The organism is Mesorhizobium sp. B3-1-6, from assembly GCF_006439555.1.
GTDB lineage: Bacteria > Pseudomonadota > Alphaproteobacteria > Rhizobiales > Rhizobiaceae > Mesorhizobium.
Genome location: NZ_VFTM01000048.1, coordinates 1 through 12657 on the forward strand (window position 1 = coordinate 1; position 12657 = coordinate 12657).

Annotated in this window: 14 protein-coding genes; 3 read left to right on the forward strand and 11 right to left on the reverse strand. The window is 63.4% G+C overall.

The window, feature by feature from the left end; all coding sequences use genetic code 11:
• Positions 1 to 249: 249 nt before the first annotated feature.
• Positions 250 to 573: a TfoX/Sxy family protein gene (locus FJ414_RS28995; RefSeq protein WP_140647784.1), complete on the reverse strand. Its 324-nt coding sequence runs from the start codon at positions 571 to 573 to the stop codon at positions 250 to 252.
• An 89-nt stretch (positions 574 to 662) separates the two neighbouring features.
• On the opposite strand from FJ414_RS28995, the gene FJ414_RS29000 reads away from it, so the two are divergent.
• Entirely contained in the window at positions 663 to 1160 is a 498-nt protein-coding gene (locus tag FJ414_RS29000) for a GFA family protein (RefSeq protein WP_140647785.1), read from the forward strand.
• A gap of 15 nt (positions 1161 to 1175) precedes the next feature.
• Positions 1176 to 1634: a RidA family protein gene (locus FJ414_RS29005; RefSeq protein WP_140647786.1), complete on the forward strand. Its 459-nt coding sequence runs from the start codon at positions 1176 to 1178 to the stop codon at positions 1632 to 1634.
• Between the two features lie 22 nt (positions 1635 to 1656).
• Here the strand turns inward: FJ414_RS29005 and sufA are convergent, their stop codons facing one another.
• The 8 genes from sufA to FJ414_RS29045 all read right to left on the reverse strand — a co-directional run bounded on the left by sufA (position 1657) and on the right by FJ414_RS29045 (position 9094).
• Positions 1657 to 2037, reverse strand: a complete 381-nt coding sequence (gene sufA / locus FJ414_RS29010; protein WP_140647787.1) for a Fe-S cluster assembly scaffold SufA — start codon at positions 2035 to 2037, stop codon at positions 1657 to 1659.
• A gap of 88 nt (positions 2038 to 2125) precedes the next feature.
• Positions 2126 to 2518, reverse strand: coding sequence for an SUF system Fe-S cluster assembly protein (locus tag FJ414_RS29015; protein ID WP_140647788.1), 393 nt, complete (start codon positions 2516 to 2518; stop codon positions 2126 to 2128).
• A 5-nt stretch (positions 2519 to 2523) separates the two neighbouring features.
• Positions 2524 to 3765: a cysteine desulfurase gene (locus FJ414_RS29020; RefSeq protein ID WP_140647789.1), complete on the reverse strand. Its 1242-nt coding sequence runs from the start codon at positions 3763 to 3765 to the stop codon at positions 2524 to 2526.
• Between the two features lie 85 nt (positions 3766 to 3850).
• The gene (sufD, locus tag FJ414_RS29025; protein WP_140647790.1) at positions 3851 to 5122 is read right to left on the reverse strand and encodes a Fe-S cluster assembly protein SufD; all 1272 of its coding nucleotides are present in this window, start codon (positions 5120 to 5122) and stop codon (positions 3851 to 3853) included.
• A 22-nt stretch (positions 5123 to 5144) separates the two neighbouring features.
• On the reverse strand, positions 5145 to 5900 hold the full coding sequence (gene sufC / locus FJ414_RS29030; RefSeq protein ID WP_140647791.1) for a Fe-S cluster assembly ATPase SufC: 756 nt from the start codon (positions 5898 to 5900) through the stop codon (positions 5145 to 5147).
• 32 nt (positions 5901 to 5932) lie between these two features.
• Entirely contained in the window at positions 5933 to 6172 is a 240-nt protein-coding gene (locus tag FJ414_RS29035; RefSeq protein WP_140647792.1) for a hypothetical protein, read from the reverse strand.
• Positions 6169 to 7692: a Fe-S cluster assembly protein SufB gene (gene sufB, locus FJ414_RS29040; RefSeq protein ID WP_140647793.1), complete on the reverse strand. Its 1524-nt coding sequence runs from the start codon at positions 7690 to 7692 to the stop codon at positions 6169 to 6171. The genes FJ414_RS29035 and sufB overlap by 4 nt, the downstream gene beginning before the upstream one ends.
• A gap of 241 nt (positions 7693 to 7933) precedes the next feature.
• Positions 7934 to 9094: a cysteine desulfurase family protein gene (locus tag FJ414_RS29045; protein ID WP_140647794.1), complete on the reverse strand. Its 1161-nt coding sequence runs from the start codon at positions 9092 to 9094 to the stop codon at positions 7934 to 7936.
• Between the two features lie 267 nt (positions 9095 to 9361).
• Between FJ414_RS29045 and FJ414_RS29050 the strand changes: the two genes are divergently transcribed.
• Positions 9362 to 10036 carry an alpha/beta hydrolase gene (locus FJ414_RS29050; RefSeq protein ID WP_140647795.1) on the forward strand — a complete coding sequence of 225 codons (675 nt, stop codon included), beginning with the start codon at positions 9362 to 9364 and terminating at the stop codon, positions 10034 to 10036.
• A 26-nt stretch (positions 10037 to 10062) separates the two neighbouring features.
• Here FJ414_RS29050 and FJ414_RS29055 read toward each other — a convergent pair whose 3' ends face one another.
• Together FJ414_RS29055 and FJ414_RS29060 are read right to left on the reverse strand one after the other, a co-directional pair.
• Positions 10063 to 10932 (reverse strand): phosphatase PAP2 family protein, encoded by an 870-nt coding sequence (locus FJ414_RS29055; protein ID WP_140647796.1) that lies wholly within the window; start codon positions 10930 to 10932, stop codon positions 10063 to 10065.
• A gap of 47 nt (positions 10933 to 10979) precedes the next feature.
• Entirely contained in the window at positions 10980 to 12623 is a 1644-nt protein-coding gene (locus tag FJ414_RS29060) for a glycosyltransferase family 39 protein (protein ID WP_140647797.1), read from the reverse strand.
• Between the last annotated feature and the right edge of the window lie 34 nt (positions 12624 to 12657).

Below are 12657 nucleotides of genomic sequence, written 5' to 3' on the forward strand. Positions count from 1 at the left end.
TCAGCCATCGCATCAAGAAATGCGCCTGGAACGACGACTATCTCATCAATGCGATCACTCATATGCGATAGCCCTGCCCGCAAGGGGGAGATTAGCAGCTTGGCCGCCGGCATTCTTCTTGCAACGTCGGCGATTGGCGAAAGTCGTGGCGAGGGTCAATCTCCCCCCTTGCGGGGGAGATGTCCGGCAGGACAGAGAGGGGTGCTGTCCCTCGGCATCTCCAAAAAGCCGTCACAACGCCCTCGAAAATTATCTCTCCGTCCGCCTACCCGCCTCATAAGCGCGCCGCGCCCATACCGCCATTTCGTCGGGGTCGTCGAAAGCCTCGTCGGGAATGCTCCAGTATGGCATCGCCACCTCCTTGCCGTGCCGCGAGCCTGTATAGGTCCATTGCTTGCAGCCGGCGGCTTCGAAGTCGGGGATGCTCTCTTCGTCGGCCTTGAGCAGCAATTCGCCGCGCACGACGACCGCGACGATGACGCCGTCGCGATAGATGCCCTTGCCCCCGAACAGTTTTCTGATGCTGATCGGCCCCAGGCTTTCGAACAATTCTTCAAGGCGCGCGTTGTCCATGCCGCGATCATCTCATCCGGCATGGGCCTTGTCATCGCCGCAACCAAAAGCATGCTGACAGATTGAGATCGGAAAACGGAGATCCCGCCATGCCCGTCCTGCTCAAAGGCTCCTGCCGCTGCGGCGCCGTCCGCTTCGAGGTGGAAAGCCACACGCCGGTGCCGTTCATGCTCTGCTACTGCTCGATCTGCCGCAAGCAGCAGGGCGGCGGCGGTTTCGCCATCAATCTCGGCGCCGACTGCGAGACGCTTGATATCAGGGGCAAGCGCAATCTCGGTGTCTACCGCGCCGAGATCGAGGATGACGAGCATCCGCATTGCGAGGTCTCGACCGGCGAACGCAATTTCTGCAGGAAATGCGGCGCAGCGCTGTGGCTTTACGACCCGACCTGGCCGGATCTCGTGCATCCCTTCGCCTCGGCGATCGACAGCGACCTGCCGACGCCGCCGGAAAAGGTGCATCTGATGCTGAAATACAAGGCGAACTGGGTCGAGCCGGTGGTCGGGAAAAAGGACAAGGTGTTCGACGTCTATCCCGAGGAATCGATCGCCGACTGGCACAAACGGACGGGGATGTGGGTGGATTAGCGACAGGAGGCCGAAATGAACCTCACGACGCACAAGAAATTCAAAGGCGATCGTTTGATGCCTTGGGGCAAGGGCACAGTCGTCTCGGACGCGAAGGGATATGTTTTTCTGTCCGGCAACACCGCCACCATCGACGATTACGATCCGTCGAAACACCAGGGGGGCGCCGTTGGCGACGCGGCAACGCAGTGGCGCGAGATCCTCGCGAACATCAAGTCGGATCTGGAGGAGCTTGGCAGCTCGCTCGACCATCTGGTCAAGGTGACGTTCTACGTCAAAGGACCTTTCCCGTCCGGCGGCGTTCTCAGCTCACCCAACTTTCGTCTGGACGTGCTGGACGAATTCTTCGCCGAACATTGCCCGAAGCACTGCAGCTACAACAACCCGCCGCCATCGGAAGTGATCGGCGTCGCCGCCCTGGCGCAGCCGGATCTTGTTGTCGAGCTCGTCGTCATTGCGGCGCTGCCGGACTGAGCGGAAGCGCCGGCGGGCTTGGTCAGGCCGAGGCGCGTGCCTCGGCAAGCGCCTTGAGGTCGGCAGGCTTCAGCTCGACGGACTCGCCGCAGCCGCAGGCCGAGCTCTGGTTCGGATTCCTGAAGGTGAAGCCGGTGCGCAACGTCGTCTGCTCGAAATCCATCTCGGTGCCAAACAGGAACAACGCCGCTTCCGGCGCGACATAGACATGCGCGCCGTCGCGTTCGATATGGTCGTCCTTGGGGTTCGGCTCGGTGACCAGGTCGACCGTGTATTCCATGCCGGCGCAGCCGCCCTTCTTGATGCCGAGCCGGATGCCATGCGCACCTTCGCGCGTGGCGACGATCTCGCGCACCCGGTCGGCGGCCTTTTCGGTCATCGTGATGACGGCGAAGCGTCCCATGTCGTTCTCCACGTTCGCGCGGGTTCAAGGCCCACGGAATGAGTCTGCCCTTAAGATGGTGAAGTTTCGCCTAGCGTGCAAGTCAAGCTCAATACCACCCGACCGCGACCTGCGCCTCTTCCGACATGCGGTCGGGCGTCCATGGCGGGTCGAAGGTCATGTTGACCTCGACGCCGGAGACGCCTTCGACGGCACCGACGGCGTTCTCGACCCAGCCAGGCATCTCGCCGGCCACCGGGCAGCCCGGAGCGGTCAGTGTCATGTCGATCTTGACCGAGCGGTCGTCCTCGATGTCGATCTTGTAGACCAGGCCGAGCTCATAGATGTCGGCCGGGATTTCTGGGTCGTAGACCGTCTTCAGCGCCGAGACGATGTCGTCGGTCAGCCGCGCCAGCTCATCGGCGGGGATCGCCGAGGCCGAAACGATGCCGTTCGCGGCCGTTTCCGGCGCTTTTTCTGCGGTGGTGCTCACGTCGTCCATCATCGTCACCCGAAGAACTTTCGCGCCTTTTCAAGCGCCTCGGCCAAGGCGTCCACTTCGGCCCTGGTATTATACATGCCGAACGATGCCCTGCATGTGGAGGTTACGCCGAAGCGTTTCAACAGAGGCTGGGCGCAATGCGTGCCGGCACGGACCGCGACGCCTTGCCGGTCGATCACCATCGACACGTCATGCGCATGGATGCCCTGCAATTCGAACGAGATGATGGCGCCTTTGCCAGGCGCGTCGCCGAAGATGCGCAGCGAGTTGATGGCGCGCAGCCGCTCATGCGCGTAAGTCTTGAGGTCCGCCTCGTGCGCGGCGATGCGCTCGCGGCCAACCTTCTCCATGTAATCGAGCGCCGCGCCCAGACCGATCGCCTGCACGATCGGTGGGGTGCCGGCCTCGAAGCGGTGCGGCGGCTCGTTATAGGTGACGATGTCCTCCGTCACTTCCTCGATCATCTCGCCGCCGCCCATGAAGGGACGCATCTCTTCCAGCCTGTCCTTCTTGCCGTAGAGCACGCCGATTCCGGAAGGGCCATAGACCTTGTGTCCGGTGAAGACGAAGAAATCGCAGTCGAGATCCTGCACGTCGATCGGCATGTGGACGGCGCTCTGGCTGCCATCGACGAGGACCGGAATGCCGCGCGAATGCGCGATGCGGACGATCTCCTTGATCGGCGTCACAGTGCCCAGCGCATTCGACATCTGGGTGATGGCGACGAGCTTGGTACGGCCGGTCAGCCGCTTCTCGAATTCCTCGATGTGGAAGGCGCCGAGATCGTCGACCGGCACCCAGACCAGCTTGGCGCCCTGCCGCTCGCGGATGAAATGCCACGGCACGATGTTGGAGTGGTGCTCCATGATCGAAAGCACGATCTCGTCGCCCTCGCCGATCCTCGGCATGCCCCAGCCATAGGCGACCGTGTTGATCGCCGAGGTGGTGTTGGAGGTGAAGACGATGTTGTCCGTGCTCGGCGCATTGAGAAAACGCTGCACCGACTTGCGCGCATTCTCATAGGCATCGGTCGCGGCATTGGAGAGGAAATGCAGACCGCGATGGACGTTGGCGTATTCCTGGGAATAGGCGTGCTGGATGGTGTCGAGCACCACCTGCGGCTTCTGCGCCGAGGCGCCATTGTCGAGATAGACCAGCGGCTTGCCGTAGACCTGGCGCGACAGGATCGGGAAATCGCGGCGGATCGCCTCGACGTCATATGGGGTGGTTTCGATCTTCTGGTCCATTTCGAAGTCCTTGTCGGCCGAAGCCGCGATCCTTCCGACCGAGCTTCGCTCGGCCACCTTCTCCCACAAGGGGAGAAGGTAGGCGCTACCCGTGCGTCAAAAACCAGCCGTCGAGCCGCGCTTCCAGCGCTTCGACCAGCGCCTCGTCGTCCAGTTCCTCGATCACTTCGGCCACGAATGCCTTCACCAGAAGGCCCCGCGCCGACTTCTCGTCGATACCGCGCGCCATCAGGTAGAACAGATGGTTGTGGTCGATCTCGGTGACCGTCGCGCCATGGCCGCAGACGACGTCGTCGGCGAAGATCTCCAGCTCCGGCTTGGTCGAGAACTCGCCGTCGTCCGACAGAAGCAGCGTGTTGCAGGCCATCTTGGCGTTGGTCTTCTGCGCGTATTGATGCACATTGATGCGGCCCTGGAAGACGCCGCGCGCCTTGCCGGTCACGACATTGCGGATCACTTCCGTCGAGGTCGTGTGCGGCACGGCGTGGTCGAGCACCATGGTGGTGTCGGTATGGGTGTCGCCGGCCAGAAGGTTGATGCCGCGCAATTTGAAGTCCGCGCCTTCGCCCGTCGTCCTGACCACGATCTCCTGGCGAACGAGCTTGCCGCCGGCGTTCATCACGAACAGCGTCAGCTTGGCATCCTTGCCGATATGCGCCTTGAACTGGGCGAGATGCGTGGCCGTGTCGGGCTGCTCCTGCACGATCAGCCAAGTCACTTCCGCGCCGTCGCCAACCACAAGCTGGCTGACCGAAGAGACGAGCGCCTCGTCGCCCTCGCCTGCCTGGCGCTCGACGACAATCGCCTTGGCGCCGGCGCCGACACTCGCCAAGAGCCGCACATGCGACTGCCCGCCGGCCTGCAGGTTCTGCAATTCGACCGGCTTTTCCAGTTCCACACCGTCGGCGATATCGACGAATAAGCCGTCGGCGACGAAGGCGGTGTTGAGCGCGCCGATGGCGTCGTCGCTGCCGTAGGGGTCCAGTCCCGGAGCCACGCTGCCGTCGGTCAGCTTCTCCGACAGGCGCTGCACCGCGACGCCTTCGATATCCGGCAGCTTCGACTGGGAGACGCCGTTCAGCACCGGCAGAACCGCGGACCCTTCGAGAATTGGAGCGAGCGCCTTGACGACGGCGTCGGTCTCGAACGCCGGCACCGAAGTGAGCAGCCGGCGCAGGTCCGTATAATGCCAGGATTCGACGCGGCGCGTCGGCAGGCCGTGCTTGATCGCCTCGATCGCGTCGTCGCGCTTGACCATCACCGCGCCGTCGCCGGGCAGCAGCGATAGCCGTTCGCCGAAGGCGTCGATCAGCGCCGTCTCGGCCAAGGTCCGCTGGGGCTGTGCATGCATGTTCATGGCTCTTGCCTCGACTGCCATCTCACGCCGCTTCGCCGATCACGCCGGCATAGCCGTTGGCCTCGAGATCGAGCGCCAGCGACTTGTCGCCCGACTTGATGACCTGGCCCTTGTAGAGCACGTGCACGGAGTCCGGCACGATGTGCTCGAGCAGGCGCTGGTAGTGGGTGATGACGACGATGGCGCGCTCCGGCGAACGCAGCGCGTTGACGCCGTCCGAGACGATCTTCAGCGCGTCGATGTCGAGGCCGGAATCGGTCTCGTCGAGCACGCAGAGCTTTGGTTCCAAAAGCTTCATCTGCAGGATCTCGGCGCGCTTCTTCTCGCCGCCGGAGAAGCCGACATTGAGCGGCCGCTTCAGCATGTTCATGTCCATGTTGAGCGAGGCGGCGGCGTCCTTCACCCGCTTCAGGAACTCCGGAACCTTCAGCGGCTCCTCGCCGCGCGCCTTGCGCTGCTCGTTCATCGCCACTTTCAGAAATTCCATGGTCGCGACGCCCGGTATCTCCATCGGATACTGGAAGGCGAGGAAGATGCCGGCCGTGGCGCGCTCGGCCGGATCCATTTCGAGGATCGACTGGCCGTTATAGAGGATGTCGCCTTCGGTGACCTCATAGTCCTCGCGGCCGGCGAGGATGTAGGACAGCGTCGACTTGCCCGAGCCGTTCGGGCCCATGATCGCGGCGACCTCGCCGGCTTTCACCGTCAGGTTCAGCCCGCGGATGATCTCGGTGCCATCGTCGACGATGCGGGCATGCAAATTCTTGATCTCAAGCATTTTCGTTCCGTTCCAAAAGATGTCCGTTCAATTCAATGCCAACGCCAGCGCCAGTCGCCGTCCGTCTTGGCCTTGATGAGCGGGATTGTCGCGCCCGTCAGGGCAACGACAATGAGAATGATCAGCCAAGCCGGGACTCCGAGATCGATCAGACCTATCGATAGCGCGACAGCGATCAGGATCCAGGCGACCACGAAAGCCCAGCCTTTCCAGTTGTCGGGCGTCGCGCCATAGCCGAGGCGCTTCGGCCTGAACCATTTCTCTGCGCTCATCCGACACTGCCCTCAAGGCTGATGCCGATCAGCTTCTGCGCCTCGACGGCAAACTCCATCGGCAGTTGCTGGATGACGTCCTTGACGAAGCCGTTGACGATCAGCGCGATCGCCTCTTCCTCGGGGATGCCGCGCTGCATGACGTAGAACTTCTGGTCCTCGGAGATCTTCGAGGTCGTCGCCTCGTGCTCGAACTGCGCCGTCGAATTCTTGGCTTCCATGTAAGGCACGGTGTGCGCGCCGCACTGGTCGCCGATCAGCAGCGAGTCGCAATTGGTGAAGTTGCGCGCATTGGCCGCCTTGCGGTGCGCCGAGACCTGGCCGCGATAGGTGTTTTGCGAGAAGCCGGCGGCGATGCCCTTGGAGATGATGCGGCTCGACGTGTTCTTGCCGAGATGGATCATCTTGGTGCCGCTATCGACCTGCTGATAACCGTTCGACACCGCGATCGAATAGAACTCGCCGGAGGAATCGTCGCCGCGCAGGATGCAGCTCGGATATTTCCAGGTGATCGCCGAACCGGTCTCAACTTGCGTCCACGAGATCTTCGAGCGATCGCCGCGGCAGTCGCCGCGCTTGGTGACGAAATTGTAGATGCCGCCCTTGCCCTCGGCGTCGCCGGGGTACCAGTTCTGCACAGTCGAATATTTGATCTCGGCATCGTCGAGCGCGATCAGCTCGACCACCGCAGCGTGCAGCTGGTTCTCGTCGCGCTGCGGCGCCGTGCAGCCTTCGAGATAGGAGACATAAGCCCCTTCCTCCGCGATGATCAGCGTGCGCTCGAACTGGCCGGTGTTCTTCTCGTTGATGCGGAAATAGGTCGACAGCTCCATCGGGCAGCGAACGCCCTTGGGCACGAAGACGAACGAGCCGTCGGTGAACACGGCCGAATTCAGCGTCGCGTAGAAATTGTCCGAGGTCGGCACGACCGAACCCAGATACTTCTTGACCAGTTCCGGATGCTCGCGGATCGCTTCCGAGATCGAGCAGAAGATGACGCCGGCCTGCGCCAGCTCCTTCTTGAAGGTGGTGACAACGGAAACGGAATCGAACACGGCGTCGACCGCGACGCGGCCGGACTTGTAGACGTTGTCGCCAACCTCGTCTTCTTCCGCGTCGACAGCTGCGGTCTTCTGCACGCCGGCCAGGATCTCCTGCTCCTTGAGCGGGATGCCGAGCTTCTCGTAGACCTTGAGCAGTTCAGGGTCGACTTCGCTCAGCGACTTCGGTCCCGGCGTGCTCTTCGGCGCGGCGTAGTAGTGGATGTCCTGGAAATCGATCTTCGGATAGTGGACGCGCGCCCAGGTCGGCTCTTCCAGCGTCAGCCAGCGACGATAGGCCCCCAGACGCCATTCGAGCATCCAGTCCGGCTCGTCCTTCTTGGCCGAGATGAAGCGAATGATGTCTTCGCTCAGGCCCTTGGGGGCCTTGTCCATCTCGATCTCTGTCTGGAATCCGTATTTATACTGGTCGACGTCGATCTTTCGAACCCGATCGATCGTCTCCTGCACAGCAGGCATAAGCGTTCTCCATCCACGCCGGGGTCAAGGCCCGGCAGTTTTCAAACTATGGCACCGCCGAAATCGCGTCCCACGGAGGGACTCGCGGCGGAGTAAGTTCCATATAGTGCGTATCGGCCGGAAATTCACCCGGCCAGAACAAAACGCACGGCTCTACCAGGCCCTAAAGCCTGAATTCTTGTTCGAGCAGCGGAAATCCGAGGGGCCGCAAGGCGTTTCTCGTTCCGATGCTCCGCCGTCCTCAGGCGGCTTCTTCCTTGCCCGCGCGGCGGGCGACGATGCCGGCCAATGCTGTCCGGAAGGCCTCGATATCCTCGGCGCCGGTCGCCCGACCGATCGAGACCCGCAACGCGCCCAGGCTGTCGCCATGGCCCATCGCCTTCAGCACATGGCTTGGCCCGACTTTTCCCGACGAGCAGGCCGAGCCCGCCGACAACGCGACGCCGGCAAGATCGAAAGCGATCTGCGCCGTCTCGGCCTTGATGCCGGGAATAGCGAAGAATGTCGTGTTGGCAAGCCTGGGAGCGCCATTTCCGAAGATTTCCGCGTCCAGCGCGAGATCGCGCACGATCGCCTCAACCTCGTCGCGCCGGCTCGCGATGGCGTCCATGTCGGCGAGACTGGCCAGCGCGGCACGTGCCGCGACGCCGAAACCGGCGATCCCGGCGACGTTTTCCGTGCCGGCGCGATGGCTCTTCTCCTGGCCGCCGCCATTGATCAGCGGGCGCGGCATCATCAGGTCGGATGCGGCCACGATCGCGCCGACGCCCTTCGGGCCGCCGATCTTGTGCGAGGACAGGATCAGATAATCGGCATAAGGAATTGACATATCGAGCGGAATTCGCCCGGCAGCCTGCACGGCGTCGACGACCAGCACCCCGCCGGCGGCCTTGACGATCTCGCCGATGCGCCCGATCGGCTGGATAACGCCGGTCTCGTTGTTGGCGGCGTGGATCGCCACCAGCGGCAGCCCGGCGGCTTTGTCATGCGCGGCAAGCGCGGCAGAAAGCGCGTCGAGATCGGCAATGCCGTTCCGGTCGACGCCGATCTTCGTCGCTTGCGCAGGCGAAAACCGCCCGCCATTCAGGATGCAGGGATGGTCGGCCGCAGAGACATAGAGGTGGCTCATGCGCACCGAGCCGCGCCCCATCTGCCAGTCGGGCCCAAGCAGCGTCGAGGCGGCTTCGGTAGCACCGGAGGTGAAGACGACATGCTCTGGCCTGGCGCCGACCAGCCGCGCCACGTCGCGGCGCGCATCCTCGACCAGCCGCCGCGCCGCGCGGCCTTCGGTGTGGACGGATGACGGGTTGGCGGCATCGAGCGCGACGACCATCGCCGCCCGCGCTTCCGCAATGAGCGGCGCGCTGGCGTTGTAGTCGAGATAGGCGCGGGTTGCGGCCATTTTCGCTCAGTTCGTCCTTTCGCCAACTATCCCACGAGGATAGCGCGTTATTTCCTTGAAATTGCAAGGCAAGCCGTCCTATTTACCCGGCTTGCGGCGCGGGCGGCCGAACCATCGGGTTTCGGCCTCCCAGTTTTGAACAATTCTAAACTAGCTTCTAGGAAGACGCTTGCCCGGCGTCAAGGCCACAGAAGGTGTGGGGCCTCGGGAGAGTTGGGGCCAGAAGAGTTCCGGGCTAGCGCATTCATATGCCACGTGGAGTATTTTATGCCTGAGGTCATTTTCGCCGGTCCGGCCGGTCGCCTGGAGGGACGCTATCAGCCCTCGAAGGAAAAGAGCGCCCCGATCGCCATCGTGCTTCACCCCCACCCGCAATTCGGCGGCACGATGAACAACAAGATCGTCTACGACCTCTTCTACATGTTCCAGAAGCGCGATTTCACCACGCTGCGCTTCAATTTCCGCGGCATTGGCCGCAGCCAGGGCGAGTTCGACCATGGCACCGGCGAATTGTCGGACGCGGCCGCAGCCCTCGACTGGGTGCAGTCGCTGCATCCGGATTCCAAGAGCTGCTGGGTCGCTGGCTATTCCTTCGGGTCGTGGATCGGCATGCAGCTTTTGATGCGCCGGCCGGAGATCGAAGGTTTCATCTCGGTCGCGCCGCAGCCCAACACTTATGATTTCTCGTTCCTGGCGCCCTGCCCGTCGTCCGGCCTTATCATCCATGGCGATGCCGACAAGGTGGCGCCGCCGAAGGACGTGCAGGGGCTCGTCGACAAGCTGCACACCCAGAAGGGCATCACCATCACGCAGAAGACGATACCCGGCGCCAACCACTTCTTCGCCAACGATTCCGAACTGCTCATCCACGAATGTGCCGACTATCTCGACCGGCGCCTGGCGGGCGAGCTGGCCGATCCGAGGCCGAAGCGCCTGCGCTAACCGCGCTGGCTGCCCAATCCGGGCGCCTAATGGGTCTGCGTTTGGTCGACGCTTATTTGGCCGTCCTCAGCCGGGCCGGCCATCGAAACCCTGCCTCTTGGCGCGTTGGACGGCTTCAGCCGGAATGTCCGCTTGCGCACGGGCAGCTTCGAGCTCGTCTGGCCGAAGATGAAGCCGAGCCGGGCGAACACCAGCCCCGAGACCACCGCAAACGCCAGCCCGAGGCCGAAACCCGCAACCGTGTCGCTTGGATAGTGCGCGCCGACGAAGACGCGTGTCGAGGCGATGCAGGCCGTGACCGCCAGCGCGACAGTCCAACGCCGCGGGAACAGCAGCAACAGGATACCGAACACCGCGCCCATCGTCGTGGCATGGCCGGACGGAAAGCCGGCAAAGCGCGCGTCCATGGCGAAAGGATGCAGCGACAGCACGCCGAAGCTGTCGAAGTAAAGCGGCCGGGCCCGGCCGATGCTGTATTTCAGCACGTTGACGGCAAGGCCGGACAGGCCGACCGCGCAAAGCACCAGGAAGGCGAAACACGTCCAGTTATAGACAAGCATCCGCCCGTCCCTGGACAGGCGACGCCAGTCCGTCAGGTTGGCGGCGACGAGGCAGAGCGCTGCCGGAATGAGATACCAGCCGCCCAGGCCGAATTGCGTGAAGAAATCGGTGAAGCGCGCGAAGCCGGGCGACCATTCGCCGCGCATCTCGCCGGCGTTGGCGTCAAGGCGCAGGAAAGCCGCCACGATGAGCAGCAGCCAGGCCAGCAGCCAGACACCCCACAAAATTCGCGGATAACGCGCCGGGCGCACGGCAAAGCGCCGCCTCACGATCGACATCGTGTCGCGGAAATTGCCGAGCGAGCGGCGGCAAAGGGCAAGGGGCGCGGCGGACATGGCATTAGCGCGTGCTCATAGGGACATTCGATATCCGACGCTATTGTTCACGGCGCCACCCGATAAAGCCCCAGCGACAGTCTGTCTCCTGACGAATAGTTGATGCCGACGATCTCGGTCAGCCGCTTCGCCGACTTGCCCTGGGCGGTCAGCACATCGGCAAGCTTCTGCTCGTCCTTGATCGGCGCCAGCCCAAGCGCGCAGGACGGATCGGCCAGCAGATGCCGCGCCACGCCCTCGATGTCGGTCAGCACCGTCTTGGTGCCGACCAGGAAGACCAGGCTCGGCTCCTGGAACTTCGCCGAGGCAAGCACGGTGGTGTCGCAAAGGCGGTTGGCGTCGATGGCGGCCTTGACGGCGGGGCTGAGCCAGATCGGCTTCAGCGACGGCGCGATAACGCCGAACAGCAGGCTGAAGGTGATGCCGGCGCCAACCGCGATCGCTGCGATGCGGCCAAGTGGCACCTGCAATTGTCGCGGGAAGGCAAGATAGCCGGTGACCAGAGCGGCGATCGCCGCCGGAATGCTCCACCAGGAAAAAGCCTTGGCAAGATAAAGCGGCGCGCCGACGCAGACCACGGCCAAGCCGATCGCGACAACGGCAAGGCCGAAGGCGGTCGCCCACCAAAGCCATGTCTGCCAGCGCTTGAGCGGCGCGTTGGCCTGGTCCGCCGGCAAGGTGAGCAGCCAGCCGATCAAAAGCGCCATGCCTGGATAGGCCGGCATCACATAATGCGGCAGCTTGGTCGGGATCGCCTCGAACACCAGCCAGAACGGAATGTACCAGGCGAGGCAGAAGCGCAGGCGCGGATCGTCCCAAAAACGGTTGATGGCCTGCAGCCCGGCGCCGACCGCGATCAGCCCGAAGGGCCACATGAACAGCGAATAGGTCAGCATGTAGAAGCCGGGCGGCAGGCCGTGCGATTCCTCGCCCTGCGCCACCTTGTTCAACATGTCCTTGCCGACCGCTTCCTGGAAGAAGGCACCGCCGCTCTTCCAGCTGATGAGGACGATCCATGGCAGCACGATCACGAGCACGATCAGGACGCCGCGCACCAGCTTCATCTTGAGCAGCCAGCGCCAGTCGCGGTCGAAGGCAATGAGCGCCGCGGCCGTGAGCAGGGATAGCAGTGGTGAGACAGGTCCCTTGATGAGGATGCCCAACCCCTGCGCGATCCAGAAGATCCAGGGCAGATGCCCGGGTACCGGCTCGTTGCGCTTTGCCGCCCAATAGACCTGTGCCAGCGCGCCTTGCGCCGCCACGCAACAGGCGAGCAGCATCGCGTCGGTCTTGGCGTCGCGCCCTTCGAAGGCGGTGGCGAAGATCGCCGCCATCATCAGGCCGGCGGCCAGCCCGGCATTGGCGCCGAAGAGTTTTGTCCCGGTCCAACCGACGCCGACGACGGCCAGCGCGATGCCCAGCATCGAGACCAGGCGATAGACCCAGATCGGCGCCGCGGCCCCCTCGCCGCTCAACGCGACCGCCGCCGACTGCAGCCAGTAGATGCCGATCGGTTTCTTGTAGCGCGTGACATCCTGCAGGCGGATGTCGACATAGTCGCCCGTCTCGACCATCTGCTTGGTCGCCTGGACGAAGCGGGATTCGTCGCGGTCGACCGGCGGCAGGCTGGCCAGCCCGCTGACGGTCATGACGATGCTGAACAGAAAGAGGAAAAGGTAGTTCCTGTTCATCGCGGGAGCTCGTCCGATCTGAAACTGCGGGATG

What these genes read in the sequence shown, in the direction of transcription:
- FJ414_RS28995 (WP_140647784.1), bottom strand. Translation starts at nt 573, where the DNA reads ATGGACAACGCGCGCCTTGAAGAATTGTTCGAAAGCCTGGGGCCGATC.
- FJ414_RS29000 (WP_140647785.1), top strand. Translation starts at nt 663, where the DNA reads ATGCCCGTCCTGCTCAAAGGCTCCTGCCGCTGCGGCGCCGTCCGCTTC.
- FJ414_RS29005 (WP_140647786.1), top strand. Translation starts at nt 1,176, where the DNA reads ATGAACCTCACGACGCACAAGAAATTCAAAGGCGATCGTTTGATGCCT.
- sufA (WP_140647787.1), bottom strand. Translation starts at nt 2,037, where the DNA reads ATGGGACGCTTCGCCGTCATCACGATGACCGAAAAGGCCGCCGACCGG.
- FJ414_RS29015 (WP_140647788.1), bottom strand. Translation starts at nt 2,518, where the DNA reads ATGGACGACGTGAGCACCACCGCAGAAAAAGCGCCGGAAACGGCCGCG.
- FJ414_RS29020 (WP_140647789.1), bottom strand. Translation starts at nt 3,765, where the DNA reads ATGGACCAGAAGATCGAAACCACCCCATATGACGTCGAGGCGATCCGC.
- sufD (WP_140647790.1), bottom strand. Translation starts at nt 5,122, where the DNA reads ATGAACATGCATGCACAGCCCCAGCGGACCTTGGCCGAGACGGCGCTG.
- sufC (WP_140647791.1), bottom strand. Translation starts at nt 5,900, where the DNA reads ATGCTTGAGATCAAGAATTTGCATGCCCGCATCGTCGACGATGGCACC.
- FJ414_RS29035 (WP_140647792.1), bottom strand. Translation starts at nt 6,172, where the DNA reads ATGAGCGCAGAGAAATGGTTCAGGCCGAAGCGCCTCGGCTATGGCGCG.
- sufB (WP_140647793.1), bottom strand. Translation starts at nt 7,692, where the DNA reads ATGCCTGCTGTGCAGGAGACGATCGATCGGGTTCGAAAGATCGACGTC.
- FJ414_RS29045 (WP_140647794.1), bottom strand. Translation starts at nt 9,094, where the DNA reads ATGGCCGCAACCCGCGCCTATCTCGACTACAACGCCAGCGCGCCGCTC.
- FJ414_RS29050 (WP_140647795.1), top strand. Translation starts at nt 9,362, where the DNA reads ATGCCTGAGGTCATTTTCGCCGGTCCGGCCGGTCGCCTGGAGGGACGC.
- FJ414_RS29055 (WP_140647796.1), bottom strand. Translation starts at nt 10,932, where the DNA reads ATGTCCGCCGCGCCCCTTGCCCTTTGCCGCCGCTCGCTCGGCAATTTC.
- FJ414_RS29060 (WP_140647797.1), bottom strand. Translation starts at nt 12,623, where the DNA reads ATGAACAGGAACTACCTTTTCCTCTTTCTGTTCAGCATCGTCATGACC.